The sequence below is a fragment of the Micromonospora sp. SYSU B005 genome (genome assembly GCF_055362685.1).
This window is the reverse complement of record NZ_JAXCFU010000013.1, coordinates 1-24,935: the sequence shown is the minus strand read 5'-3', so window position 1 is coordinate 24,935 and position 24,935 is coordinate 1. Positions and strand designations below refer to the sequence as shown.

The 24,935-nt window shown below is 71.8% G+C and carries 31 protein-coding genes, 1 tRNA gene and 1 riboswitch; of the genes, 20 read left to right on the top strand and 12 right to left on the bottom strand.

The window, feature by feature from the left end:
• Positions 1–53 precede the first annotated feature (53 nt).
• Positions 54–188: riboswitch (cyclic di-AMP (ydaO/yuaA leader) on the top strand.
• 13 nt (positions 189–201) lie between these two features.
• A complete protein-coding gene (locus tag SM452_RS24505; protein ID WP_262012844.1) occupies positions 202–1,236 on the top strand; it encodes a C40 family peptidase in 1,035 nt (344 codons plus the stop codon).
• Between the two features lie 72 nt (positions 1,237–1,308).
• Here the strand turns inward: SM452_RS24505 and dcd are convergent, their stop codons facing one another.
• Entirely contained in the window at positions 1,309–1,887 is a 579-nt protein-coding gene (gene dcd, locus SM452_RS24500; protein ID WP_043327610.1) for a dCTP deaminase, read from the bottom strand.
• Positions 1,888–1,965: 78 nt separating this feature from the next.
• Here dcd and SM452_RS24495 point away from each other — a divergent pair, with 78 nt between their 5' ends.
• A complete protein-coding gene (locus SM452_RS24495; protein WP_355513577.1) occupies positions 1,966–2,511 on the top strand; it encodes a pyridoxamine 5'-phosphate oxidase family protein in 546 nt (181 codons plus the stop codon).
• Between the two features lie 68 nt (positions 2,512–2,579).
• On the opposite strand, the gene SM452_RS24490 is transcribed toward SM452_RS24495, so the two are convergent.
• Entirely contained in the window at positions 2,580–3,572 is a 993-nt protein-coding gene (locus SM452_RS24490; RefSeq protein WP_355513574.1) for a zinc metalloprotease, read from the bottom strand.
• 267 nt (positions 3,573–3,839) lie between these two features.
• Between SM452_RS24490 and SM452_RS24485 the strand changes: the two genes are divergently transcribed.
• The 3 genes from SM452_RS24485 to SM452_RS24475 all read left to right on the top strand — a co-directional run bounded on the left by SM452_RS24485 (position 3,840) and on the right by SM452_RS24475 (position 5,038).
• Positions 3,840–3,913 (top strand) — tRNA-Gly (locus SM452_RS24485).
• Between the two features lie 256 nt (positions 3,914–4,169).
• Positions 4,170–4,769: a CPCC family cysteine-rich protein gene (locus SM452_RS24480; RefSeq protein ID WP_315985917.1), complete on the top strand. Its 600-nt coding sequence runs from the start codon at positions 4,170–4,172 to the stop codon at positions 4,767–4,769.
• The gene (locus SM452_RS24475; RefSeq protein ID WP_262012835.1) at positions 4,766–5,038 is read left to right on the top strand and encodes an e9imm peptide; all 273 of its coding nucleotides are present in this window, start codon (positions 4,766–4,768) and stop codon (positions 5,036–5,038) included. Before SM452_RS24480 ends, SM452_RS24475 begins: the two co-directional genes overlap by 4 nt.
• A 184-nt stretch (positions 5,039–5,222) precedes the next feature.
• Here SM452_RS24475 and SM452_RS24470 read toward each other — a convergent pair whose 3' ends face one another.
• A complete protein-coding gene (locus SM452_RS24470) occupies positions 5,223–5,855 on the bottom strand; it encodes a hypothetical protein (protein ID WP_355513571.1) in 633 nt (210 codons plus the stop codon).
• A 113-nt stretch (positions 5,856–5,968) separates the two neighbouring features.
• On the opposite strand from SM452_RS24470, the gene SM452_RS24465 reads away from it, so the two are divergent.
• Positions 5,969–6,514, top strand: a complete 546-nt coding sequence (locus SM452_RS24465) for a hypothetical protein (protein ID WP_355513568.1) — start codon at positions 5,969–5,971, stop codon at positions 6,512–6,514.
• 79 nt (positions 6,515–6,593) lie between these two features.
• Positions 6,594–7,205 (top strand): dihydrofolate reductase family protein, encoded by a 612-nt coding sequence (locus SM452_RS24460; protein ID WP_355513565.1) that lies wholly within the window; start codon positions 6,594–6,596, stop codon positions 7,203–7,205.
• Here the strand turns inward: SM452_RS24460 and SM452_RS24455 are convergent.
• Both SM452_RS24455 and SM452_RS24450 read right to left on the bottom strand, forming a co-directional pair.
• Positions 7,184–7,690, bottom strand: a complete 507-nt coding sequence (locus SM452_RS24455) for a GNAT family N-acetyltransferase (RefSeq protein WP_262012831.1) — start codon at positions 7,688–7,690, stop codon at positions 7,184–7,186. The two genes, SM452_RS24460 and SM452_RS24455, sit on opposite strands and share 22 nt — an antisense overlap.
• Positions 7,691–7,699: 9 nt before the next feature.
• Positions 7,700–8,095, bottom strand: a complete 396-nt coding sequence (locus SM452_RS24450; protein WP_355513559.1) for a VOC family protein — start codon at positions 8,093–8,095, stop codon at positions 7,700–7,702.
• Between the two features lie 88 nt (positions 8,096–8,183).
• Between SM452_RS24450 and SM452_RS24445 the strand changes: the two genes are divergently transcribed.
• The 4 genes from SM452_RS24445 (at position 8,184) to SM452_RS24430 (ending at position 11,738) form a co-directional block, all read left to right on the top strand.
• Complete coding sequence (locus tag SM452_RS24445; RefSeq protein ID WP_463840786.1) at positions 8,184–9,077, top strand: LysR family transcriptional regulator; 894 nt, start codon at positions 8,184–8,186, stop codon at positions 9,075–9,077.
• Between the two features lie 32 nt (positions 9,078–9,109).
• Positions 9,110–9,676: an NUDIX hydrolase gene (locus SM452_RS24440; protein WP_463840785.1), complete on the top strand. Its 567-nt coding sequence runs from the start codon at positions 9,110–9,112 to the stop codon at positions 9,674–9,676.
• A gap of 76 nt (positions 9,677–9,752) precedes the next feature.
• Positions 9,753–10,805, top strand: coding sequence for a MerR family transcriptional regulator (locus SM452_RS24435; RefSeq protein ID WP_463840820.1), 1,053 nt, complete (start codon positions 9,753–9,755; stop codon positions 10,803–10,805).
• Between the two features lie 21 nt (positions 10,806–10,826).
• Positions 10,827–11,738 (top strand): LLM class flavin-dependent oxidoreductase, encoded by a 912-nt coding sequence (locus SM452_RS24430; protein WP_463840784.1) that lies wholly within the window; start codon positions 10,827–10,829, stop codon positions 11,736–11,738.
• On the opposite strand, the gene SM452_RS24425 is transcribed toward SM452_RS24430, so the two are convergent.
• Positions 11,735–12,148: an ASCH domain-containing protein gene (locus SM452_RS24425; RefSeq protein WP_151500991.1), complete on the bottom strand. Its 414-nt coding sequence runs from the start codon at positions 12,146–12,148 to the stop codon at positions 11,735–11,737. The two genes, SM452_RS24430 and SM452_RS24425, sit on opposite strands and share 4 nt — an antisense overlap.
• Before the next feature lie 53 nt (positions 12,149–12,201).
• Entirely contained in the window at positions 12,202–12,750 is a 549-nt protein-coding gene (locus SM452_RS24420; protein WP_463840783.1) for a phosphoribosyltransferase, read from the bottom strand.
• Positions 12,751–12,933: 183 nt separating this feature from the next.
• Between SM452_RS24420 and SM452_RS24415 the strand changes: the two genes are divergently transcribed.
• The 4 genes from SM452_RS24415 (at position 12,934) to SM452_RS24400 (ending at position 17,189) form a co-directional block, all read left to right on the top strand.
• Positions 12,934–13,566, top strand: coding sequence for a septal ring lytic transglycosylase RlpA family protein (locus SM452_RS24415; RefSeq protein WP_262012823.1), 633 nt, complete (start codon positions 12,934–12,936; stop codon positions 13,564–13,566).
• A 68-nt stretch (positions 13,567–13,634) separates the two neighbouring features.
• The gene (locus SM452_RS24410; protein ID WP_355513541.1) at positions 13,635–14,762 is read left to right on the top strand and encodes a PP2C family protein-serine/threonine phosphatase; all 1,128 of its coding nucleotides are present in this window, start codon (positions 13,635–13,637) and stop codon (positions 14,760–14,762) included.
• Positions 14,763–14,878: 116 nt separating this feature from the next.
• Positions 14,879–16,735 (top strand): acyl-CoA dehydrogenase, encoded by a 1,857-nt coding sequence (locus SM452_RS24405; protein ID WP_355513538.1) that lies wholly within the window; start codon positions 14,879–14,881, stop codon positions 16,733–16,735.
• 184 nt (positions 16,736–16,919) lie between these two features.
• Positions 16,920–17,189: a DUF6458 family protein gene (locus SM452_RS24400; protein ID WP_013283345.1), complete on the top strand. Its 270-nt coding sequence runs from the start codon at positions 16,920–16,922 to the stop codon at positions 17,187–17,189.
• Between the two features lie 9 nt (positions 17,190–17,198).
• Here SM452_RS24400 and SM452_RS24395 read toward each other — a convergent pair whose 3' ends face one another.
• Positions 17,199–18,065 (bottom strand): aldo/keto reductase family oxidoreductase, encoded by an 867-nt coding sequence (locus tag SM452_RS24395; RefSeq protein ID WP_355513535.1) that lies wholly within the window; start codon positions 18,063–18,065, stop codon positions 17,199–17,201.
• Positions 18,066–18,205: 140 nt separating this feature from the next.
• Here SM452_RS24395 and SM452_RS24390 point away from each other — a divergent pair, with 140 nt between their 5' ends.
• Positions 18,206–18,613 (top strand): winged helix-turn-helix transcriptional regulator, encoded by a 408-nt coding sequence (locus SM452_RS24390; protein ID WP_262012819.1) that lies wholly within the window; start codon positions 18,206–18,208, stop codon positions 18,611–18,613.
• A gap of 9 nt (positions 18,614–18,622) precedes the next feature.
• Here the strand turns inward: SM452_RS24390 and SM452_RS24385 are convergent, their stop codons facing one another.
• Positions 18,623–19,159, bottom strand: coding sequence for a SixA phosphatase family protein (locus tag SM452_RS24385; protein ID WP_262012818.1), 537 nt, complete (start codon positions 19,157–19,159; stop codon positions 18,623–18,625).
• A gap of 117 nt (positions 19,160–19,276) precedes the next feature.
• Here SM452_RS24385 and SM452_RS24380 point away from each other — a divergent pair, with 117 nt between their 5' ends.
• On the top strand, positions 19,277–19,567 hold the full coding sequence (locus tag SM452_RS24380) for a DUF6458 family protein (protein WP_318331784.1): 291 nt from the start codon (positions 19,277–19,279) through the stop codon (positions 19,565–19,567).
• 101 nt (positions 19,568–19,668) lie between these two features.
• Here SM452_RS24380 and trhA read toward each other — a convergent pair whose 3' ends face one another.
• Positions 19,669–20,346, bottom strand: a complete 678-nt coding sequence (gene trhA / locus SM452_RS24375; protein WP_262012817.1) for a PAQR family membrane homeostasis protein TrhA — start codon at positions 20,344–20,346, stop codon at positions 19,669–19,671.
• Positions 20,347–20,421: 75 nt separating this feature from the next.
• Here trhA and SM452_RS24370 point away from each other — a divergent pair, with 75 nt between their 5' ends.
• The 3 genes from SM452_RS24370 to SM452_RS24360 are packed head-to-tail and all read left to right on the top strand — an operon-like array spanning position 20,422 to position 22,635.
• The gene (locus tag SM452_RS24370; protein ID WP_463840782.1) at positions 20,422–21,036 is read left to right on the top strand and encodes a 5-oxoprolinase subunit B family protein; all 615 of its coding nucleotides are present in this window, start codon (positions 20,422–20,424) and stop codon (positions 21,034–21,036) included.
• Positions 21,033–21,902 carry a 5-oxoprolinase subunit C family protein gene (locus SM452_RS24365; RefSeq protein WP_463840781.1) on the top strand — a complete coding sequence of 290 codons (870 nt, stop codon included), beginning with the start codon at positions 21,033–21,035 and terminating at the stop codon, positions 21,900–21,902. Before SM452_RS24370 ends, SM452_RS24365 begins: the two co-directional genes overlap by 4 nt.
• Positions 21,886–22,635, top strand: coding sequence for a LamB/YcsF family protein (locus SM452_RS24360; RefSeq protein WP_071097253.1), 750 nt, complete (start codon positions 21,886–21,888; stop codon positions 22,633–22,635). Before SM452_RS24365 ends, SM452_RS24360 begins: the two co-directional genes overlap by 17 nt.
• A 60-nt stretch (positions 22,636–22,695) precedes the next feature.
• Here the strand turns inward: SM452_RS24360 and SM452_RS24355 are convergent, their stop codons facing one another.
• Positions 22,696–24,534, bottom strand: a complete 1,839-nt coding sequence (locus SM452_RS24355) for an NHL domain-containing thioredoxin family protein (protein WP_355513522.1) — start codon at positions 24,532–24,534, stop codon at positions 22,696–22,698.
• 120 nt (positions 24,535–24,654) lie between these two features.
• Positions 24,655–24,810: a hypothetical protein gene (locus tag SM452_RS24350; RefSeq protein ID WP_355513519.1), complete on the bottom strand. Its 156-nt coding sequence runs from the start codon at positions 24,808–24,810 to the stop codon at positions 24,655–24,657.
• Positions 24,811–24,935: the final 125 nt, after the last annotated feature.

Sequence of the window (24,935 nt, the reverse complement as noted above, 5' to 3'; positions counted from 1 at the left end):
CTACTCTGGTGAATCGTCGGCCGCACGTCTCACCGTCCAACCCGGTCGGTGACGGTCCGACACCGCCGAGTCGCCTCCGGGCGAGCCGGGGAACCAGGTACCTGGGGTGAATCCGCAGCGATGCGGTAGGGCGGCTCCCTTCCCGCCCGAATCCGTCAGCTAACCCGGTAGGCGGTACGGAAGAAGGAGTACGGACGCCCGGTGGCACTCCATGCCCCGCGGCCGTCGTCGAGCCGGTCGGTCGACCGGTCCACGGCTGTGCCGCGTACCCGCTGGTCCCGCTTCACCACAGCCCTCGCCGCCCTCGTCGGCACCGCAGTCGTCCTGACCGGCGGCGCCACGGCGGCACACGCCGAACCCTCGGTCGCCGAGATCGAGGCCCAGATCGACCGCGACTGGAACAAGCTCGAACCGGTCATCGAACAGGTGAACGCCGTACGCGAGCAGCTCGCCGCGCGGCGCAAGCAGGCCGACGTGCTCGGCCGGCAGATCGCACCCCTCCAGGCCCGGGTGGACGCCGCACTCGGTCAGGTCGGCGGGCTCGCCGCCGACGCCTACAAGGGCGACAACCTCTCCACAGTGAACGCGCTGCTGGGCAGCCGCTCACCCGGTGACCTGGTCACCGGCCTGGAACTGCTCGACCGCTTCGCGCACCGCCAGCACGAGCAGGTGCGCTCCGTGGCCGCGCTGCGCGACGAGCTGGCGGCGAAGAAGAAGCCGCTGGACGAGATGATCGCCGGGCTGGCGCGTACCGAGGCCCAGCTCGCGGCGAAGAAGAAGCAGATCGACGCCGAGATCGCCAAGTTGGAGAAGCTGCGGCTCAAGGTGTACGGCAAGGGCGGCGGCGGCCCGCTGCGCCCGGCGCCGTGCCCGGCCGGCTACCCCGGCGGCCCGGCCGGTGCGGCGGTCAAGTTCGCCTGCGCCCAGATCGGCAAGATCTACGTCTGGGGCGCGGCCGGGCCGGACCACTTCGACTGCTCGGGCCTCACCATGGCGGCTTGGGCCAAGGGCGGCGTCTCGCTGCCGCACAGCGCACGCCAGCAGCACGGCGTGACGAAGCGGATCAGCCGGGCCGAGCTGCGCGCCGGTGACCTCGTCTTCTACTACGGCGACCTGCACCACGTGGCGATGTACGTGGGCGACGGCTGGGTGGTACACGCCTCCCAGTCCGGCAAGCCGATCACCATGAAGCGGGTCGACGACGGCGACATCAACAGCTACGGCCGTCCCGGCTGAGGTGTAAGGAAGGGCCCCCCTCTTAACGCCTCCGGTAGAGGAGGGGGCCCCTATTAACAACTGCGGGCGTCGTCAGCGCGTCGGCCAGGTGCGCCAGCTCTGCCAGGACCGGCTCGGCGTCGGACCGCGCTGCCCCTGGTAACGCGAGCCGTAGACGGCCGAGCCGTACGGGTGCTCGGCCGGCGAGGAGAGCCGGAAGATGCAGAGCTGCCCGATCTTCATGCCCGGCCAGAGCGTGATCGGCAGGTTCGCCACGTTCGACAGCTCCAGCGTGACGTGGCCGGAGAAGCCGGGGTCGATGAAACCTGCTGTCGAGTGCGTCAGCAGCCCCAGCCGCCCCAGGCTCGACTTGCCCTCCAGCCGGCCGGCGAGCTGGTCACCCAGCGAGATCACCTCAAGCGTGGAGGCGAGCACGAACTCGCCCGGGTGCAGCACGAACGGCTGCCCCTCCGGCACCTCCACCATCGACGTCAGGTCGTCCTGCTGCACCGACGGGTCGATGTGTGTGTAGAGGTGGTTGTTGAAGACCCGGAACAGCCGGTCCAGGCGTACGTCGATGCTCGACGGCTGCACCAGCGTGGGCTCGAAGGGCTCCAGCGCGAGCGTGCCGGCCTTGATCTCGGAGATCAGGTCGCGGTCGGAGAGCAGCATCGGAACACCATAGCGACCGGTACGGGTGACCTGCGTGTCGCACTACATCTTCGTACACGTGTTCGATAGAGTGTCCACATGGCTTCCTGGTCCGAATTCGCCGCCGACGAGCCCCGCCTCGCCGACGAGATCCGCCTCCTGATGCAGCAGTACGGGCCGGGCTTCGGCTACCTCGCCACGGTCCGCGCCGACGGTGGCCCCCGGGTCCATCCCGTGTCCCCGGTGATCACCGACGACGGCCTGTGGTGCTTCGTCATCGACTCGCCGAAGCGCCGCGACCTCGAACGCGACGGCCGCTACGCGCTGCACTCGTTCCCGCCGGAGGAGAGCGATGACGAGGCGTACATCGCCGGGCGCGCACGACCGGTGACCGACCCGGCCACTGTGACGCGGCTGGCCCGGATCGCCCGCGCGTCGCCGCAGGGCGACTGGCGGCTGTTCGAGTTCACCGTCGAGGCGGCGATGCTGACCCGGCGTGACCCGGTGGCCCAGCCCGGCGCCGCCCCGCCGCAGGTGCGGGTCTGGCTCGACCCGCGCGGAGCCGAACCGGCCCGGCGGGAGCCGGTGGCCGCGGAGGCCCGGCGCGGCCGGCACGGCTTCGACACCCGCCGTCCGGCCGCCTGACCCGGCCCACGACGAACGGTGCCGGCCCGTCCGAGGACAGGGCCGGCACCGGTACGCGGTACGACAGGTCAGGCTGCGCGGTAGGCGTTCCACGCGGTGAGCATGCGGCTCGCCTGGCCGGCGGTGAACTGGTACATGCAGGAGTCGTACGTGTAGTCCATGAAGTTGGTGATCGGGTCCTTGCCGGCGGTCGAGCAGGTGTCGCGGCCGGTCGGGCACTGGTACGCCGGGGACGCCTCGGCCGGGGTGTCGGAGACGCTGTCGCCCGAGCCGGAGCAGCCGCCCTGGAAGGTGTGGTAGAGGTTCAGCCAGTGGCCGACCTCGTGGGTGCCGGTGTCACCCTGGTTGTAGTTGGTCGCGGTGCCGCCGGGCAGCGACTCGTTCAGGACCACCACGCCGTCCATCTTGTCCAGCGTCCGCTTCGGGAACGTCGCCCAGCCCAGCAGGCTGTCGCTCAGCTCGCCGAGGTAGATGTTCAGCGTGTTCTTGCCGCCCTCGCGCAGCGAGGTCTTCATCGAGCGCTCGGCGGAGGAGCCCTGCACGATCGGGTACCACGACGGGTTCGTCACCCGGTTGATCTTCGTGAGCTGGAACCCGAACGCGGTGGCGGCGCCGCCGGTCGAGCCCGCGTACGCCTGGTTCAGCACGGTGATCTGCTGGTTGATCATCGAGTCGGTGATGTTGCCGCCGGCCCGGGTGCTGTTCTCCTGGATGACGTGCACGACGACCGGGATCGTCACGGTGGCCAGCGGAGCGACGGCGCCGGTCCGGAAGCCGGCCCGCTCGCGCTGCGCGGCGGCGAGGTCGGCCTCGCGGTCACGGACCTGCTTGGCGGTCAGGTGGTTGGGGTCCAGCTTGGCGTTGCCGCCCTTCGCGACGCGAGCGTTCGCGTGCTCGTCGGCGTGGGCGTCGGCCGGCTCGGCGCAGACGCCGGCCGGGGCGGCCGAGAAGGCCGAGGCAGCGGGGACGACGCCGACGGCGGCGGTGCTGAGCAGCAGCGCGAGGGTCGACGTCGCGACACCGGCGGTACGCCGGGTCAGCAGGTTGGGACGGAGTCCCATGGGCCCACCTCTTTCTGACGGCGTGGCAGGGGGTGTGTCACGCCGGTTCGGAAACGTGGGGCAGACGTTACATCCCATCGACGCATTTGAGAACGCCCATACGTTTCCGACGTGCAACTTCGCGCCAGCCGGCTCCGGTGGGTGCTTGATCCACTCCAGTTCGGGGAGGTGGCGGGGTCGACCGCCCGCCGATGCCGCCACCTCGCCGAGGTGGCGCGTGCACCTGACTGCACGGGGGTGGGGGGCTTCAGGTAGAGTGGTGCCGCTGCGGGTGTAGTTCAATGGCAGAACATCAGCTTCCCAAGCTGACAGTGCGGGTTCGATTCCCGTCACCCGCTCCAACGTGAGGCCCCAGCTCAGGACAGGTTTCCTGGTTGGGGCCTCAGTCGTTGCTACCGCTTCTTGTGCTGGCCGTGCCCGCTACGTGCCCGATCACGGCCCTTCTTGATCTGCTCGCTGAGCCCGCTCGCGAGTAGCTGAGGCTGGCGAAGCGGCTAGCAGAATCAGGACGTGAAGGCGTCCGGGAACGATGTCGGCGAGCTGGAGGACCTGGGCGACGGTGGCGGCCGCTCCCTCTGCGAGCTGAGTCCGTCAGCGATGTGCTCGTCGCGCTCCTTGGCAGTGTGCAGTGAAAGCCGGACGCTGCGGCCCGCTCCCCAGACGGGCGGGTCGGCGGTAGACGGGATGGCGGCGGGTTGTCTCCGGTTTGACAGGATTCAAGGCGTGGCTGATCGAGCGTCGAGATTCGTGCGTCGTGGGCCGGAGGGTGGGCCGTATGCGTGTCCGTGCTGCCAGTGCCTCACGCTCGACGAGCGTGGCATGCATGGGATCTGTCTGGTGTGTTTCTGGCAGGATGACGGGACAGATGACCTCAGCGCCGACGAGTTGAGCGGGCCGAACGGGCTGACCCTGACCGAGGCGCGGGAGAACTTCGAGCGATTCGGTGCCTGTGCCGAGCTGCGATCGGACTGGCCTGAGCAGTTCGAAGAATTGCGGAGCCGGCTCGCTGATGGGATGCCGGTGGATGCAGCCATTGCTCTGATGCGCGAGCGTGGCCTGGGCTGGCTGGAGTCGAAGAAACTTCTGTGGCACCTGGTGGTGCCGGATGTTCGCGCGGTAAGGCTGCTGATTGAGAGAAGCGCTACTTGGGCTGATCGTCGTTCGAGAGCTGGCCGGCATGGGCGGCAAGGGGCGTGACCGCAGGTGTGGGAGCTGATGAACGGTCGCGCACACTGATGACTCGGGATGAGGCCATCGCCCTCGTCGAGCGGATCATGAGTGTTGACTACGCGGATGACGATGAGTTGGGCGGATGGCTGGACCAACTTGAGCGGGGCCTCGTCTGTCCAGGCGGCTATGTCTCCAACCTGATCTACTGGAGCGACCCCGAGTTGACGGCTGCTGAGGTGGTCGACCGCGCCTTGGCCTACCAGCCGATCCAGATGCGGTCCACGCCATGGGCGTAGCCGTCGCGGGGGCGCGAAGTCAGGCCAGGGCCTTCCGTACGTCACTCAGGCCACGGGCGCCCGGCGCGCCACCGCGAGAGCGGTTTGTCGTACCGCTCGGAATCGGGCAGGCTGAACCGGCTGATGTCCTCGAGCAGCTCGGCCGACGCGTCGTACTCGCGCAGGACGGCCGGCGCGTGCCTTATCACCCACAGTTGCAGCGCGGGGGCCCACGCGTCGATGCCGTGCGAACTCGACCACGGGAGCGCGTCGCCCCCAGGTCGTACATCCACGCATCCATGGCCTCGACCAGCTGTCGCCTGGCCGGCTCGTCGGCCAGCGCCTCCGCCCAGTCGGCCAACCACGGCGTGAGCCGGGTGGTGGCCTCGGCGAGGAAGGACAGGGCCGCATGTGCGGGCACGTTCGCGTCGGGCTCGACCAGGACGTGTACCCACCAGACGTTCAGGAACCTCCGCAGGGCGGCCTGCTGCTCCCTCGGCCACTCTTGCCAGGGAGAGACGGCGAAGAAGCGGGCCAGACTGTCCAGCCCTTCCGTCGCCACTATTCGGCCGTCCACGAGGCGCTCAGTCACCTGGGGCAGGATCCGGCGTAGCAGCGGGCCGGGATAGCGCCAGTCCGCAGCCCAGTACGTGCGACGGAGCAGGTCTTCGTCGAGCGGCACGTCCGGCGTCTTCAGCAGTGCCAGTTCCTCCGCGCTGCCCCAGTGGCACTCGCAGTTGGACTCCTGCTCGTGGGCCGTCATGCCCTGGAACGCGACGGCCACACCCGTCAGCGCCTCGTCCAGGAGGCCGCTTGTCTCAGTCCGATCGGGGATCATGGCGAATCCGCCTTCGAGGACTCCGGAGGCGTACGCCTGCCGAAGAGATTGATCTTACGGTGGAGACGGACGGGGCGTGCACTCGATTACGATCATCTGCCGGAGGTCGCCGAATGACACCGAGCGCTTCGCCGACGACGGACCGGCTCGCCGTCCTGCTCGACTGGGACGGGTCGGCGGGAATCGAGGTCGACTGGCCGGCCCTCACCGAGGCCGCCGGCCACCCCTTTCCCGAGGACTACCGACGCTTCGTCGAGCGCTTCCCACACGGCAACCTCGGCTTCCTGGAAGTGCTTCATCCTTCCGACTGGGGCGTACCGGACTTCCTCCTGTACGCGCGGAACTGGCATCACGCGATGAACGAGAGGGCGGAGTGCACGGGAGGGTTCCCGTACCACTTCGGCACCTCACCGGGAGACCTCCGGGTGTGGGGAGCCGTGAACCTCGACTATCTGCTCTGCTGGCACCTGAACGACGGCCCTCCCGAGCAGTGGCCGACGGTGGTCTGCGATACCGCCCTGATCGATCCGCCCGAGCCCTACGCCGGCACTGCCACCGCATTGCTTGCCGAGATCGCGGAACTGAGGAACCCGGTGCCGGTGATCGGGTACGTCACGGAGATCGACGGGGTGCCCTTCAGGTTCGTCCGGCACGAGTAGATCGGCTCGGTGGCGGCGATGAGTTGCGGGTCGTTGACGGGTCTGACGGGGGACGAGCGGAAACCGGAGGAGCGGACCCATGGGCAAGTTGATCGTGACCGAGTTCCTGACCCTCGACGGCGTGGCGCAGGCGCCCGGCGAACCGGACGAGGACCGCGAGGGCGGCTTCAGCCACGGCGGCTGGCAGATGCCGCTGCTCGACGACAAGTCCGGCGCGGTGATGTTCCAGCAGGCCAGCAGCATGGACGCGCTGCTGCTGGGCCGCAAGACGTACGACATCTTCGCCGGCTACTGGCCGAAGGCGCCAGCGGACATCCCCTTCACCGGCCTGCTGAACGGCGTACCGAAGTACGTGGCCAGCCGTACGCTCGCCGACCCGCTGGCCTGGGAGAACTCGTCGCTGGTTAAGGGTGACCTCGCCGAGCGCGTCACCGAGATGAAGGCCCGCCACGACGAGGTGCACGTGATCGGCAGCCTGGACCTGGTGCAGTCGCTGCTGCGCCTCGGCCTTGTCGACCGGCTCAACCTGTGGGTGTACCCGGTCGTGCTCGGTACCGGCAAGCGCCTGTTCGGCGAGGGGACGGTGCCGAGCGCGCTGCGGCTCACCGAGTCAGTCACCCACGCCCACGGCACGCTGCAACTGACGTACGAGCCGGCCGGCGCGCCCGCCTACGGGGACGCGGCCGCGTAGGGCGCGCGGAGGTCGAGCACGTGCCGCAGGCCGGGCTCCCCGTCCAGCTCCACCCGATGATCCGGCACGAAACCGGCGCGACGGAGCACCGCCAGCGAGGCCGGGTTCGCCAGCGCCGCCGAGGCGACCAGCCGCCGCAGCCCGTACTCGGTGCGGGCCAGTTCGCAGACGCGCCGTACGCCTTCACTCGCGAGCCCGCGCCCGGCGGCGCGCTCGGCCACCCGGTAGCCCAGCTCGGCGCTGCCGTCTGCGACGTCGACCAGGTTGAACCGCCCGAGCACGGCGCCGTGGTCGCCGACCAGCACGTGGAAGTGGCAGGTGCCGCGTTCCTGCTCGTCCAGCAGGGCCGCGTGCCGGGCGGCGTAGCCGGTGAAGAAGTCGTCGCCCCGGTCGGGGACGTACCGGGCGAAGTAGGCCCGGTTCTCCCGCTCGAACCGCAGTACGGCGGGTGCGTGGTGGGCGGCGAGACGTTCCAGCTCCGGCATCGGCCCAGGTTAGGCGTCGGCCGGGTAGCAGCGCAGTTCGATTGTGTTGCCGTCCGGGTCGCTGACGTAGATCGAGGTGCCGGTGCCGCGCGCGCCGAAGCGCGGGACCGGGCCGGTCAGCACGGTGAAGACGCTGGAGTCGACCACCCGCTGCCAGTCGACCGGCTCCACCACGAGGCAGAAGTGGTCCACGTTGGACCCGGTCGGGTCGCCCTCGATCAGGTCGATGATGGTGCCGGCGTCGACGCGTACGGAGGGGAACGGCACCTCGCCGGCCCGCCACCTGTCGACCCGGACCGGGGCCAGGCCGAGCGTGCCGCAGTAGAAGTCGAGGGAACGCTCGACGTCGCTCACCGAGAGGACGAGGTGGTCGAAACCGGTCACCGTCACGAGATGGTTGTGCATGCCGTCAACCCTGGTCCGGCGCGCCCTCCGGACCAAGCCCGATCCGGACTACGATCGTTTACCCGCAGGCAACGACGGAGGTGCTCCGGTGCTGGAGCGGTACGAGGTCGAGACGTTCCTGACCCTGGCCGAGGAACTGCACTTCGGGCGGACCGCCGAGCGCCTGCGGGTGAGCACCGGCCGGGTCAGCCACGTGGTGCGCAAGTTGGAACGCCGCATCGGCGCGCCGCTGTTCGAGCGGACCAGCCGGGTCGTCCGGCTCACCCCGATCGGCGCCCGCCTGGCCGAGGAGATGCGCCCGCTGGTGGCCGGCATCGAGGCGGCGGTGCAGCGGGCCGTCGATGCCGGGCGCGGGCTCACCGGCGAGCTGCGGGTGGCGTACGTGGGTGAGTCGACAGCGCCGGTGCTGCTGCGCGCGGTCGCCCTGTTCACCGAGCGCCACCCGGACTGCGAGGTGCACGTGCACGAGGCGCCGCTGGCCAGCACCCGGTCGAGTCTGCTGGACGGCACGATCGACGTGCTGATCGCCTCGTACCCCTTCGACGGCATGGCGAACGGCCCGGTGCTGCTGCGCGAGCGCCGGGTGCTCGCGGTGGCCGCGGGCCATCCGCTCGCCGCCGAGGAGTCGGTGTCGCTGGAGGTGCTCGGCGACCATCCGGTGGTGCAGTACCCGGCGGTCACCTCGGCCGCGTTCAAGCAGGACCGCACGCCGGACCGCACCCCGTCCGGCCGCCCGGTGCCGAAGGGCCCGGTGGGCGGCAGTTTCTCCGAGATGCTGGCGCTCGTCGCGCTAGGGCGCGGGGTGCTGCCGGTGGGTGAGCAGGCCCGGCAGTTCTACGCCCGCCCGGACGTGGCATACGTGCCGATCCACGACGCGCCGCCGATCTGTCGCGGTCCGGTGTGGCCGGCCGGGAACACCACCACCCGGGTACGCGAGTTCGTCCGCGCGGCTGCCGACGCCAACCCGCTGCCGCCGGACTGACCCCGTCGTACCCGGCTGGCAGCATCGGCGGGATGCGGGACGAGATCCGGGCACTGGTCGAGGAACTGACACCTGGGGACGAGCTGGAGGCGCGGCACCGGGAGGCGGCCTTGACCTGGCTGGCCGGCACGGAGGACATCTTCCGCCGGGCCAAGCCGCGTACGCCGTCGCCGCATCTGGTCGCGTACTTCCTGCTCCGCGACCCGGCCGACGGCGCGGTGCTGCTGGTCGACCACCGCCTTGCCGGCATGTGGCTGCCCAGCGGCGGTCACGTCGAGCCCGGCGAGCACCCGGCCGACACGGTGCGCCGCGAGCTGCGGGAGGAACTGGGCGTGGCGGCGGTCTTCGCGCCGTCGTTCGGCGAGCGCCCGGCGTTCCTCACCGTCACCGAGACGGTCGGCCCGCCGGAGCAGCGGCACACCGACGTCAGCCTCTGGTACGTGCTCTCCGCCCACCGCGGCCAGCGGTTCACGCCCGATCCGGTGGAGTTCGCCGGCATCCGCTGGTGGACGACGGCCGAGGTGACCGGGGCGCCGGCCGGCACGATCGAGCCGCATCTGGGCCGGATGCTCGCCAAACTGGCGGCAACGACGCCTTGACCCGTCCCCTGCGGCAAGGCCCAGCGTGACCGGTGCCGGTCGCGGTGACCGGCACGAGGAGCGCGAGGGAGGCACGGTGCGGCTGCTGACCATCGGCGCGTTCGCCCGGGCGACCGGCCTGAGCGCCAAGGCGTTGCGCATCTACGACGACTGCGGGCTGCTGCCCCCTGCCGCTGTGGATCCGCACTCGGGCTACCGCTACTACGCGCCGGAGCAGGCGGACCGGGCGCGGCTGATCGCCGGGCTGCGCCGGGCCGGGATGCCGCTGGCCGAGATCCGTACCGTCTGCGGCCTTCCGCCCGCTGCCGCCGCCGAGGCGCTCGACGCCTGGTGGCGGCGGGTCAGCGCGGACACCGCGGCGCGCGGCCGGGCCGTCGCGCTCCTCGTCGACACGCTCAGCGAGAGGGGCACCACCATGTCCGAGACCACCTTCCGGTACGCGACGCGCTGCGAGACCGGCACGGTCCGCGACTCCAACGAGGACACCGCGTACGCGAGCGCGACGCTGCTCGCGGTCGCCGACGGCGTACGCGGTCCCGCCGGGTCCACCGCCAGTGCGGCGGCGGTGGACGCGCTGCGGCCGTTGGAGCAGGCGGACGCGCCGCAGGCCGACATGCTTGCCGCGCTTGCCGACGCGGTGACCCGGGCCGACCGGGCGGTACGCGCGCACGCCACCGACGCCGACCAGCCCGCCACCACGCTCACCGCGCTCGTACGGCGCGGCACCCGGCTCGCGCTGGTGCACGTCGGGGACAGCCGGGCGTACCTGCTGCGCGGCGGTGAGCTGTCCCGGCTCACCCAGGACCACACGTACGTGCAGACGCTCGTCGACCAGGGCCGGCTCACGCCCGCCGAGGCGGGGGCGCATCCGCAGCGGGCGCTGCTGGCCCGGGCGCTCGGCGCGGGCGCGGAGGTGGAGGCGGACCTGGCGCTGCGGACCGCGCTGCCCGGCGACCGCTACCTGCTCTGCTCCGACGGTCTCTCCGCCGTCGTGGACCCGGGAGCGCTGCACGCGGCGCTGGCCGAGGCGGACGACCCGGAGACGGCCGTCGAGCGCCTGGTCGAGCTGGCGTACGCGGCCGGCGCGCCGGACAACGTCGCCTGCGTGGTCGCCGACCTGGCGGCGTGATCCCCCGCGACCCGGGCCGGGATGTCCGGCCCGGGTCGTACCCTGGCGATCATGCGAATCGGCATCGTGATCCTGCCCGACCAGCGTTGGTCGGAAGCGCGTCGGCGGTGGGCCCAGGTGGACGAGTGGGGCTTCGACCACGCCTGGACCTACGACCACCTGGGCTGGCGTGACCTGGTCGACGGGCCGTGGTTCGACTCGTGGACGACGCTCACCGCGGCGGCCGGCGTGACGTCCGGGGTGAAGCTGGGGACGCTCGTGGCGTCGCCGAACTTCCGGCACCCGGCGGCGTTCGCCAGGCAGGTGACGGCGCTCGACGACGTGTCGGACGGCCGGGTGCTGCTCGGCCTCGGCGCGGGCGGCATCGGCTTCGACTCGGCGGTGCTCGGCGGCGAGACGCTGCCGCCCCGGCAGCGCGTGGACCGGTTCGCCGAGTTCACCGAGCTGCTCGACGCGATCCTGCGGGAGGACGGCACGACCTGGCGCGGGGAGTGGTTCACCGCCGTGGACGCGCGCAACAACCCGGGGTGCGTCCAGCAGCCTCGGGTGCCGTTCGTGATGGCCGCGAACGGTCCCCGCTCGATGCGGCTGGTCGCCCGGTTCGGGCAGGGCTGGGTCACCACCGGGCTCGGCGGCGAGGACGTCGAGGCGTGGTGGGGCACTGTGGCGGAGCTGTCCGACCGGATGACGCGGACGCTGGAGCAGGCCGGCCGTGACCCGGCGACGCTCGACCGCTACCTGTCGCTCGACTCGGCTCCGGTGTTCTCGCTGACCAGCGCCGACTTCCTCGCCGAGCAGGTGGCGCGGGCGGCCCGGCTGGGCTTCACCGACGTGGTGACGCACTGGCCGAGGGCCAGCAGCTGGTACGCCGGTGACGAGGCGGTGCTGGTGGAGGCGGCGGCGCTGCTGCCGGAGCTGCGCCGGGCCGGCTAGGTGCCGACGCTGCCCTCGGTGGAGACCAGCCGGAACCGGAGGCAGACGATCCGGGTGTCGTCGGTGACCGGGGTGCCCTGCCGGGCCCAGTAGGCGCCGTGGCCCTCGCGCCACTCCTCGATCGACCGGTCGCCCTCACCCTCGGCGCGGGCGAAGTCCCACGGCACGTCGGCGAAGCGCACCACCTCGACGCCGGTGACCTCCACGACGCCGACGAGCGCGTCGTTGTCGTCGACCAGGACCAGTCGCTCGCCGACGTACTCCAGTTCCTCGTTCTCGTCGTCGTACTCCTGGACCAGCCCGGCGGTGGCGGTCTTCACGCCGGAGAGCACGAGGGTGTTGAGCCGGGTGCGCAGCTCGCCTGGTGTGCCGAGGGCGAGTGCGCGCAATCCACCGATGCGGGGCCACATGCTGCCGACGCTACGGCACCGTACCGCCGTAGCTCATCCGGTTTCGCGGCGTCTCACGGCAGCTGGTCGCCGGTGAGCAGGGCGCGCAGCCCCAGCCGCGCGGCGACCTCGGGCGGGCAGGTCGCGACCAGCGCGGCGGCGCCGATCAGGTCGGCGCCTGCGTCCCGGACGACCCGGCTCAGCGCGTCGAGCTGCGCGCCGGTGTCGACCCAGTCGTCGACCAGCAGCACCCGGTCGCCGGGGCTCAGGCGCCGGCCGTCCACGCCGACCCGCAGCCGCCGTCCCCGGTAGTCGGGGGGTGTCTGCGCCCAGCGCGTCGGCCCGACCCGGCGCCGCGCGCCACCGTCCTTGTACGCGGGCAGGAAACCGGCGCCGGCGGCGACCGCGACGAGCGGGCCGAGCAGCAGCCCGGTCACCTCGGGGGCGATCACGACGGTCGGGCGGTCCTCGGGGAACAGCCCGGCCACCGCCGGCCCGACCTGGGCCAGCACCTCGGGGTCACGCCACCAGCCGGAGATGTCGCTGACCAGGTGGGTGCTGCCCGGGCCGGGGTCGATCCACCCGAACAGCTCGACCAGGCGACGACTCAGCACGCTTTCCATCCTGGCGGATCTACGGTTGCCATCCTGGCGGATCGGTGGGCCGTTCGGCCGATCGACGCTGGCGTGATCGGCTACACGTACCAGGGTAAATGCGGGCATAGCACCATGATCACGTTGACTTCGGAAGTGCTTCTCTCGTTACGGTCCGGGCCGGTTTGTTCAGCTGACGAAAGGACCGGGCCGGTGGCTGCTAGGCACCTTCGTACCCGCAAGTTCTCCTCGCCCGCCGCCATCGCCGCGACCGCGGCGGTCGGTGTGGCGCTCGCGGTCGGCGGTACCGTCGGCGCCGTGCGGCTCACCTCCGCCGAGCCGCCCGCCGAGCCGGCCGTGGTCGAGACGCTGCCCAGCACGCCCGCCGCCACGTCGGCCGCCCCCTCGCCGAGCGCGTCCGCCTCGCCGAGCGCGAGCCTCAGCCCGTCGCCGAAGGCCACCCCGAGCCCGAAGGCGAGCCGCACCCAGGCGGCCTCCCGGAGCAAGGCCCGGACCGCCTCCCCGTCGCCGACGGCGAAGAAGACGAGCAGCCCGAAGGTCGTGGACAGCGGCTCCTGCGGCGCCTCCTTCTACGCCGAGGGCCAGATGACGGCGAACGGCGAGTCGTTCAACCCGGACGCGCTCACCGCCGCGCACAAGACGCTGCCGTTCAACACGAAGGTGCGGGTCACCAACCCGGCCAACGGCAAGTCGGTGGTGGTGCGGATCAACGACCGCGGCCCGTTCATCGACGGCCGGTGCCTGGACCTGTCCCGCGCCGCGTTCGCGACCATCGCCGCCACGAGCCTCGGCCACGTGAACGTCCGGTACGAGGTGCTCGGCTGACCGGCCACTCGGGCAGAACTTCCACGACCGACGGGCCAGGTTCATTCTCCCGTTCACGTCCATCAGGCATGCTGTCCGATGTACGCACGCAACCCTTCCAGCCGGGCCGAGGCCCGCTGAGTCCCGGATCCCGCGCCGGCCTCGGCGCGGCCCTCGCGCTGCTCGCGATCGTGGTCGCGGTGGAACTGGCCGACGGCCGTCCGGCGCACTACCTCGCGTTGATGGTCGGCGCGCCGTTCCTCGCGGCGGCCCTGGCGTCCTGGCGGGTGGTGCTCGCGGTGGGCGGCCTCGCCACCGCCATCGGCATCGGCTTCGCCGTCGCGGAGCGGGGCAGCCCGCTGGTGACAGTCGTCAATGTGACAGCGGTCGGGTTGGCCACCGCGATCGCGGCGGCGACGGCGGCGGTACGCCAGCGCCAGGCGGACCGGATCGCGGAACTGTCCCGGCTCGCCTCGGTCGCTCAGCAGGCGGTACTGCGACCGCTCGGCCCGCAGGTCGGCACGCTGGCGGTGGCCGCCCGGTACATCTCGTCCACCGCGACGGCCGAGATCGGCGGCGACCTGTACGAGGTGATGGACACCCCGTACGGCGTCCGCATGATCATCGGTGACGTACGGGGCAAGGGGCTGGACGCGGTCCGCCTGGCCAGCATCGTGCTCGGTTCCTACCGGCACGTCGCGTACGAGCGGGCCGACCTGCGCGCGGTGGTGACCGACCTGGACCGTGCGGTGGCCCGCAACGTGGGCGACGAGGACTTCGTCACGGCGGCTCTGGTCGAGGAGCGCGGCGGCACGCTCACCATCGTCAACTGCGGGCACCCGCCACCGCTGTTGCTGCGCCGGGGCGCGGTGATCCCGCTGGAGCCGCCCGCGCCCGCGCCGCCGCTCGGCTTCATGCCCGTGGTCCGTCCCCGGGTGGAGCGGCTGGAACCGGGCGACCGGCTGCTGCTTTTCACCGACGGGCTGGGCGAGGCGCGCCGGGACGGTGAGTTCTTCCCCACCGCCGACCGGGCCTGGCGGCTGCTCGGCCACGGCACCGTCGCGGACGGGCTGGCCTCGCTGGAGACCGCCCTGGTCGAGTGGGTGCACGGCCGGCTCGACGACGACATCGCGCTGGTCCTGATGGAGTACGTCGGCCCGCGCAGCACCACCGCCACCCCGGTTCCGAGCTGGGAGGTCGGCGCCGCCGACGGATGAACGGGAAGTGTGTAATCGCTGTCACTTCCGAGATCGGCTTGTCGTTGCCTACCGGCGAGTAATACAGTCTGGAGTTACTGATCGGTAACACCTGTCCGGAAGCGGGGCCAGCGAGCATGACCCACTACAAGAGCAACGTGCGGGACCTCGAGTTCAACCTGTTCGAGGTATTCGGGGCGGACCGGACGCTCGGCCAGGCGCCGTTCACGGACCTGGACGTCGACACCGCCCGCAGCTTCCTCGGCGAGGTCGACCGCCTCGCCCGCGAGGACCTGGCTGCCAGCTACTCGGACAGCGACCGCAACCCGCCGGTCTTCGACCCGGCGACGTTCACCGCGCCGCTGCCGGAGTCGTTCAAGAAGTCGTACAAGGCGTTCATGGACTCCGAGTTCTGGCGCCTGGACCTGCCGGAGTCCCTGGGCGGCACCAACGCCCCGCGTGCCCTCTGGTGGTCGCTCGCCGAGCTGGTGCTCGGCGCCAACGCCCCGATCTGGATGTACGCCTCCGGCCCGTCCTTCGCCCACGTGCTGCACGTCGAGGGCACCGAGGAGCAGAAGAAGTGGGCCCGGCTGTTCATCGACAAGCAGTGGGGCTCGACCATGGTCCTCACCGAGCCGGACGCCGGCTCCGACGTGGGCGCCGGCCGTACCCGCGCGATCCAGCAGCCGGACGGCTCGTGGCACATCGAGGGCGTGAAGCGCTTCATCACCTCCGGTGAGCACGACCTGAGCGACAACATCGTCCACTACGTGCTGGCCCGCCCGGTCGGCGTCGAGGGTGTCGGCGGCCCGGGCACCAAGGGCCTGTCGCTGTTCGTCGTGCCGAAGTACCACTTCGACCCCGAGACCGGCGAGCTGGGCGAGCGCAACGGCGTCTACGCCACCAACGTCGAGCACAAGATGGGCCTGAAGGTCTCGAACACCTGCGAGGTCACCTTCGGCGAGCACGGCGTACCGGCCAAGGGCTGGCTGCTGGGCGAGAAGCACGACGGCATCCGCCAGATGTTCATGATCATCGAGTACGCCCGGATGCTGGTCGGCACCAAGGCGATCGCCACGCTCTCCACCGGCTACCTCAACGCCCTGGAGTACGCCAAGAACCGGGTGCAGGGCGCCGACCTCACCCAGATGGCCGACAAGACCGCCCCGCGGGTGACCATCACCAACCACCCGGACGTGCGCCGCTCGCTGCTGCTGCAGAAGTCGTACGCCGAGGGCCTGCGCGCGCTCGTCTGCTACACCGCGACCTGGCAGGACAAGGTCACGATCGCCGAGGCGGCCGGTGACGAGAAGGCCACCAAGCTGGCGAAGCGGGTGAACGACCTGCTCCTGCCGTTGGTCAAGGGCGTCGGTTCGGAGCGGGCGTACGAGCTGCTCGGTCACGAGGCGCTCCAGACCTACGGCGGTTCCGGCTTCCTCCAGGACTACCCGCTGGAGCAGTACGTCCGGGACGCCAAGATCGACACCCTGTACGAGGGCACCACCGCGATCCAGAGCCTCGACCTGATCTTCCGGAAGATCGTCCGGGACAACGGCAAGGCCCTGATGGCGGTCGCCGCCGAGATCCAGGAGCACATCGCCTCCGAGGCCGGCAACGGCCAGCTCAAGGAGGAGCGTCAGGCGCTCGGCAAGGCGCTCGCCGAGATCCAGAACATCCTCGGCGTGATGACCGGCTGGCTGGGCGAGGCCCAGGGCGGCGACACCCGCGCGCTCTACAAGGTCGGCCTGAGCAGCCGCCGGTTCCTGCTGGCGATCGGCGACCTGGTGGTCGGCTGGCTGCTGCAGAAGCAGGCGGACGTGGCGCTGAAGGCGCTGGCCGGCGAGGTCTCCGAGGCCGACAAGTCCTTCTACACCGGCAAGGTCGCCGCGGCCCGGTTCTTCGCCCGCGAGGTGCTGCCCCGCATCGGCGCCGACCGGCGGATCATCGAGGGCACCGACCTGGAGATCATGGACCTCCCGGAGGAGGTCTTCTGAGCCCTTCCGGGGGCTTTCACCCCTGAAACGTCACTCTCCCCCTCATGACGACGGCCGGCGGGCCCCAGCCCGCCGGCCGTCGTCGTGCGCGCGGCCCGGGTGGATAGGCGGCCCGGTGGCGGGTAACCGTCGCGGACCACGACCGAGTACGCCCAAGGCCATCGCACGGGGGAGTGCAGCGCACATGGGCATTGGTAGCGCCATCTTTCTCATCGCGCTCGGCGCGATCATGACCTTCGCCATCCGGGCCAACGTCTGGTGGATCGACCTGCGCGCGGTCGGCTGGGTGTTCATCCTGGCCGGGCTGGGTGTCCTGCTGACCACGCTGTGGTTCTGGCAGGACCGCCGCAAGCGGGCCCGCACGCTCATCGTGGAGGAGAACCGGCTCTCGCATCCGACAGCGATGATGCCGCCGCCGCCCGACCCGCCGCCGCCGACGGCACCGCCGTCCTGACGCCGCGTCTCAGCTGCCGATCCGGTCCAACTCGGCGAGGTCGTCGCCGGAGAGGGCCAGCCCGGCGCCGGCGACGTTCTCGCGCAGGTGTGCGACGGACTTGGTGCCGGGGATCAGCAGGATGTTCGGCGAGCGCCGCAGCAGCCAGGCCAGGGCGACGCCCATCGGCGTCGCCCCCAGACGTCCGGCGACCGCCGACAACGCCGAGGACTGCAGCGGGGTGAACCCGCCGAGCGGGAAGAACGGCACGTAGGCGACGCCCTGCCGGGCCAGCTCGTCGATCAGGTCGTCGTCGCCGCGGTGGGCCAGGTTGTACTGGTTCTGCACGCAGACGATCGGCGCGATCGCCTGCGCCTCGGCCACCTGTTCCGGCGTCACGTTGCTCAGGCCGAGGTGGCGGATCAGGCCCTCCTGCCGGAGCGCGGCGAGCGTCTCCAGCGCCTCGGCGAGCGACCCGGGCTGCGGGCCCGTGGCGTCGCCGAGCCGCAGGTTGACCACGCCGAGCGCGTCAACGCCGAGCGTCTCCAGGTTCTCCCGCACCTGCCGCCGCAGGCTCTCCGGGTCCCGGGCCGTGGGCCAGCGGCCCTGCTCGTCCCGGTCCGCGCCGACCTTCGTGACGATGTGCAGCGACTCCGGGTACGGGTGCAGCGCCTCCCGGATCAGCCGGTTGGTGACGTACGGCCCGTACGCCGCGCTGGTGTCGACGTGGGTGATGCCGAGCGTGATCGCCTCGCGCAGCACCGCCAGGGCGCCGTCGTGGTCGGCTGGTGGTCCCATGACCCACTTACCGGCGAGCTGCATCGCGCCGTAGCCGAACCGCGTGACGGTCAGGTCTCCCAGCGTCCAGGTGCCGCCGGGAAGGGTGGTGCGGGCCATGCGTGTACCTCTTGGCTCTCGTCGTCCGTCACGGGCACGGCCGGATCGGCGGTGCCCGGCCTCCACTATCGGGGTGTAACTTTCCGGGGGGAAGTAGGCACCTCAAAGTGCGTAGCTCACCGGCGTGACAGGAGCAGAGCATGAGCAAGGCCGAGTACGACGCGTTCCTGGCCCAGTGCCCCAGCCGGCAACTGCTCGACCGGATCACCGACAAGTGGGTCACGTTGGTGCTGGCCGCGTTGCGCAGCGACGGCTCGCACCGGTTCGGAGCGGACTGCGCCGGAGAGCCGCGGCCGAGGCGATACTCCGAGCTGTTCCGCACGCTGCCCGGGGTCAGCCAGAAGATGCTCACCCAGACGCTGCGCGCCCTGGAGCGCGACGGAATGATCACCCGCACTGTGGAGCCGACAGTGCCGGTGACTGTCACCTACGAGCTGACCGACCTCGGGTTCTCCCTGCACGAGATGATCCGGGGCCTGAAGACCTGGGCCGAGACGCACATGGACGACGTGCTCACCAACCGGGCGGCCTACGACAGCCGGGTCTGAGCCGTCCGCTCAGGCGCGTGCGGTGTGGCGGCCGGTGATCGGCGCGTTCCCCGGCGCGAGGTCGGCCCAGCGGGTCGTCGGCCTGTGCACCACCAGGTCGGTGGTCCGTAGCCCGTCCGGGTCCGCCCGCTGCGGATCGAGCAGCGCCGACAGTAGGGAGATCCCCGGGTTGTGCGCGACGAGCAGCACCGTCCCGGCGGCCGGCTCGACCGTCCACAGCAGCTCCAGCAGCTGATCCGGAAGCGCGTCGTACGCGGTCACCTCGTATCGCACCGCGGGAGCCGAGCCCGCCGGGCCGCCCTCCGGCGGCGAGCCGGTCATGCCCATCGCCACGTCGTGCCAGGTCTGCCGGGTGCGCCGCGCGGGCGAGCAGAGCACCACGTCGGGAAGCAGCCCCTGTCGGGCCAGCCAGGCGCCGGCCGCCGCGGCGTCGGCGTGACCCCGCGCGGTGAGCGACCGCTCCGCGTCCGGGCCGTTCGCGGACTGCTCGGCCTTGGCGTGCCGCAGCAGCACCAGCGTCCGCTGCCCGTTCCTGCCGTCCGTCATACCGCCCAGCTTGCCTGATTGACGATCAAAGCGCCTGGGTATGTCGATGTGTGCCGCTACCTCATCCATGGCCGCGGCGGGCAGGAAACGCCAGCAGGACGCCAAGGAGGCGACGTCATGGGCATCGGTGCCAGCATCTTCCTCATCGCGCTCGGCGCGATCTTCGCGTTCGCCGTCGACGCCGATCTCGGATGGCTGAACCTCAACGTGGTGGGCTGGGTGCTCATGCTCGCCGGCGTCGCCGGCCTGCTCACCACGCTCTACTTCTGGAACAGCCGCCGCCGTGTGGTGGCCGCTCCGGTACGCGAGCAGGTCGTCGCCGAGCCGGTGGTGCCGGTGCGCGACGACCGCGTCGTGCGCGAGGAGTACCGCGAGGTGCGCCGTCCGGGCTCGGGCTACCCGGCCTGACCCCCGAGAACCCGAGGGCCCCGCAACGGTGCGGGGCCCTCGCGCATGTCCGGGGTCCGGCAGGTCCGGAGTACGGCAGGCCGGGGTATGTCGGGCCCGGCTCAGGCGAACAACGCGAAGTAGATCGCGATGTGGTGGCAGATCGCCGCGACGAGCGTGCAGGCGTGGAAGAACTCGTGGTGGCCGAAGACGGTGGGCCACGGGTTCGGCCGGCGCAGCGCGTAGAACACCGCGCCGACGCTGTAGATCGCGCCGCCCACGCTCAGCAGCACCAGCGCGGTCACGCCACCGGAGTGCAGGATCTGCGGCAGCATGGCCACCGCTACCCAGCCGAGCGCCAGGTAGAGCGGGGCGGAGACCCAGCGCGGCGCGTGCGGCCAGATCAGCTTGACCGCCACGCCCGCGATCGCGCCGCCCCAGACCAGGCTCAGCATGATCGTGGCCTGCCGGGTGTCCAGCAGCAGCGCGCAGAACGGTGTGTAGGTGCCGGCGATGAACACGAAGATCATCGAGTGGTCCATCCGGCGCATGATCTGGTAGCCGCGTTCGGACCAGACCCGCCGGTGGTAGAGCGCGCTGGTGCCGAACAGCCCGCACACGGTGAAGCTGTAGATCAGGCAGCTCACCAGCGGCGCCCAGCCGGGACGACCGGCGGCGATCGAACACAGCACGATGCCGCAGACGAGAGCGGCGAAGAACGCGTAAGCGTGCAGCCAGCCGCGCATGCGCGGCTTCCCGATGTCGGCCGGCCGGAGCCGGAGCGGTGCGGAGGTCGTCACCTCAATAGGTTACGACGGCGTAGGTTACTTGCAAGTAGTGTGGACCGTCACCTCACCCGGCGGGAGGATGACCGGATGCTGATCCGGCCGGTCGGTGCGTACGCTCTGCTCCTCGACTGCGACGACGCGGAGCAGGCACAGGCGTGGCGGGCCGAACTGTGGCGCCGGCGCGAGGCGGGCGAGCTGACCGCTACCGAGATCGTCCCCGGCGCCGCCACCGTGCTGCTCGACGGCGTACCGGACCCGCAGGCGGCAGCCGCGCGGATCGCCGGCTGGCAGCCCCGGACCGCCGCCTCCGGCGCGGCCACCACCGAGGTCCGGGTGCCAGTCGTGTACGACGGCGAGGACCTGCCGCGCGTCGCGGACCACTGGCACGTGGACGTGCCCGCAGTCGTGGACCGGCTGCGGCGTACCGAGTTCCGGGTGGCGTTCTGCGGGTTCGCACCGGGGTTCGCGTACCTGACCGGGCTGCCGCCCGAGCTGGCGGTGCCCCGGCTCGCCACGCCGCGTACCCGGGTGCCGGCCGGCTCGGTCGCGCTCGCCGGCCCGTACGCGGGCATCTACCCCGCCGCGTCACCCGGCGGCTGGCTGCTCGTCGGCCGCACCGACCTGCCGCTGTTCGACGTGCACGCCGACCCGCCCGCCCGTCTCGCTCCCGGCACCCGCGTCCGGCTGGTCGACGCGCCGTGATCGAGGTACTGCGCGCCGGGGCGCTCACCACCGTTCAGGACCAAGGGCGGCCCGGGTGGGCGCACCTCGGCGTACCCCGCTCCGGCGCGCTCGACCCGGCCGCCCTGCGCCTGGCCAACCGGCTCGTCGGCAACGACGAGGACGCCGCCGGACTGGAGATCACCCTGACCGGCTGCGCGATGCGCGTCACCCGGGCCGTGGCTGTCGCCCTCACCGGCGCCCCGGCCGACGTGGTCGTCGAGTGGCCGGCCGGGACCGCACCGCGCCGTCCGGGGGACGTGGGACGGCCGCTCGCGCTGCCCGCCGGGGCGGCGCTGCACGTCGGACCGGCCCGCGCCGGGGTACGGACCTGGCTGGCGGTCAGCGGCGGGATCGCCGTCGAGCCGGTGCTCGGCAGCCGCGCCACCGACACGCTCTCCGGCCTCGGACCGCCGCCGCTGCGCGACGGGGACCGGCTGCCCCTCGGCACCCCGGCCGGCCCACCCGCACCCGTCGACGTCCCCGTCACCGGGCCGGTCCCGGACGAGCTACGGCTGAGCGTGCGCCCCGGCCCCCGGCAGGACTGGTTCACCCCCGAGGCGCTCGATCTGCTGTGCCGCGCCGCGTACACGGTGAGCCCGGACAGCAACCGGGTCGGCGCGCGGCTGGCCGGCGCGGCGCTGACCCGCGCGGTCGCCGGCGAACTGCCCAGCGAGGGTCTGGTGCTCGGCGCGGTGCAGGTGCCGCCGGACGGCCGGCCGCTGGTCTTCCTGGCCGACCACCCCACGACCGGCGGGTACCCGGTCATCGGGGTGGTGGACGACGTGACAGCGCTCGCCCAGGCCCGGCCAGGCACTACGGTGACGTTCCATGGACCTCAACGCTGACCTCGGCGAGGGATTCGGAAGCTGGCGGCTCGGCGACGACCACGCACTGCTCGACCTGATCAGCTCCGCGAACGTCGCCTGCGGCTTCCACGCCGGTGACGCGGCCACCATGCACCGGGTCTGCGCCGGCGCCGCCGAACGCGGCGTCGCGGTGGGCGCGCAGGTCGGCTACCGGGACCTCGCCGGCTTCGGCCGGCGGCACATCGCGTACGACTTCGCCGAACTGCGCGACGAGACCATCTACCAGCTCGGGGCGCTCGACGCGTTCTGCCGCCTGTACCGCACCCGGGTCCGCTACCTCAAACCGCACGGCGCGCTCTACCACGCGGCGGCCCGCGACGAGGGCCAGGCCGCCGCGCTGGTCGCCGCGATCAGCGGGTACGACCACGAGCTGCCGGTGCTCTGCCAGCCCGGCACCGTGCTGGCCCAGCTCGCCGCGGGTGCCGGGCTGCGGGTGGTGGCCGAGGGCTTCGCCGACCGCAACTACCTCCCCAACGGCACGCTCGTGCCGCGCAGCTCACCGGACGCGCTGGTGACCGACCCGGAGCAGGTCGCCGTCCGCGCGGTACGGATGGCCGTCGAGCGCACGCTGGTCGCCGTCGACGGGACGGTGATCCCCGCCCCGGTCGAGTCGATCTGCCTGCACGGGGACACGCCGGGTGCGGTGCGGTGCGCGGAGCTGGTACGGGCCGCGCTCATCGACGCGGGGGTCACGCTCACTCCGTTCGCGTGAAAGGAAGGGCCCCTTATTAAGGCCTCCGGTAGAGGAAGGGGCCCTTCTTAACGTGCACCGTCAGGCGTCCATGCCGCGCAGGACCAGCGGCACGCGGGTCGCGCCACCGGTGACCACCCGGACCGGTACCCCCCAGTCCTGCCGCGTCAGGTGGCAGGCCGCGTGCTCCACGTCGGCGTCGCAGGTCGCCGCCTGGGCGGTCACCTGGAGCACCCCCTGCGCCACGTCGCCGCTGACCACCAGCCTGCGGGACAGGTCGGTGGTCGTGCCCGCGCCCTCGACCAGCAGCTCCGGCGGGGACGCCGAGACCACCAGCCGGGTCGACGGCCCGTACGTCTCGTCGAGCTTCTGCCCCGGCGCCGGCGTGAAGATCACGTCGAGCGTCAGCTCCCCGGCCGCCACGTCCGTGGGCTTGCGCTCCAGCCGGTGCCGAGGGCCGTCCACCGTGTTCGCGCCGGCCGAGGTCAGCGCGCCCGGCGCCAGCCGGGTCAGCCGGTGCGCGGCCGACTCGACCACCAGCACGTCGCCCTCACCGGTGAGCACCAGGTCGCTCGGCTCGGCCAGCCCGTCCGCCACGGTGCCCACCTGGCCGGTCTCCGGGTCGAAGCGGCGCACCGCCCCGTTGTACGTGTCGGCGATCAGCACCGAACCGTCGGGCAGCGCGCACACGCCCAGCGGGTGCTGGAGCAACGCCTGGTCGGCCGGGCCGTCGACGTGCCCGAAGTCGAACAGGCCCTGACCGACGGCGGTGTGCATCTCTCCGCCGGAGACCCACCGGATCGCGCTGGTCTCGCTGTCGGCCACCCAGAGGCGGGCGCCGTCGGCCGAGACCGACAACCCGGACGGCTGGGCCATCCACACGTCCGGCAGCGGGCCGTCGCGCAGCGCCTCGACTGTGGTCCCGGCGTACATGCCGGCGGTCCGCTTCATCGGGTCGAACCACCAGAGCTGGTGGATGCCGGCCATCGCCACGATCACCCGATCGTCGTACCAGGCCACGTCCCACGGGGACGACAGGTCGACGGCGCGGGCGTCGTGCGCATGGTCGTCGACTGTCGAGCGCCACTGCCGCCCGGTGCCGGCCACCGTGACCACCTCGCCGGAGGACAGCCGTACGCCGCGCAGCAGGTGGTTGACGGTGTCCGCGACCACCACGTCGTAGCCGGCCACCTCGGCCACGTGCGGCGGTAGCAGGCAGAGCCCCTGCGGCTCGGCGAACGTGGCGGCGGAGGCCGGGCCGTCCGTACGACCCCGGGAACCGGCGCCGATGCGGCGGACCACCGTCTCGCCGTCGGCGGCCAGCTCGACCAGTAAGTGCCGGGCCGAGTCGCTGACCAGCAGGTTCCCGCCGTCGAGCGGCAGCGCCTTGCCGGGGAACCGCAGCACCGTGTCCGGCTCGGCCGGCGGCACGTACGGGCCCTCGCCCCGGTGCAGCGTGCCCTTCGCCTCGTGGGTGGCGATCAACTCGTCGATCAGCCGGGCCAGCCCTTCGGCGTGCCCCTCGCCGGCCATGGTGGCGACCACGTAGCCCTCGGGGTCGACCACGGCGAGCGTCGGCCAGGCCTTGGCCGCGTACTGCTGCCACATGTCCATCTCGGCGTCGTCGAGCACCGGGTGGTGCACGCCGTACCGCTCGACGGCCGCGGCCAGCGCCGCCGGATCCTTCTCGTGCTCGAACTTCGGCGAGTGCACGCCGATCACGACCAGGACGTCGCCGTACTTGTCTTCGAGCGGGCGCAACTCGTCGAGCACGTGCAGGCAGTTGATGCAGCAGAACGTCCAGAAATCTAGGATGACGCAACGACCTCGGAGGTGCCGCAATGTCAGGTTTCGTCCGCCTGTGTTGAGCCAAGCGCGACCGCGAAGCTCGGGAGCTCGTACCCGTGGTGCAGAGGTCATGCGGCCAAGCCTGCCACGCCGCTAACGACGCCGTCAGAGGCCCTAGCAACGCCAAACGGCCCCAGCTCCAGCTGGACTAGTTACCGGGCCGAACAGGCGCGGGATGGGGTCCTACGGGGGTCACGCGCAGCAGCGGCTCGTCGGGACGGGCCGGCAGCCGTTCTTGCGCTCGGGGCGGGGATCGCCGAGCTGGTCGGCGATCCACCCGCACAGTTCGTCGATGAGGTCGGCGGGCCGGCGGGGCTGCGTTGGGTCGTCTCCTTCGTGAGCGCTCATAGGGCCTGAGATTACGCCGAGGGCTCAGAGCGTGTTTGAGATCGGGTTGATCAGGTCCGGGTGAAGGTGCGGCGGGCTTGGCGGCGTGCGGGTTGGCCGCGGGTGATGCGGCGGGTCATGCCGGC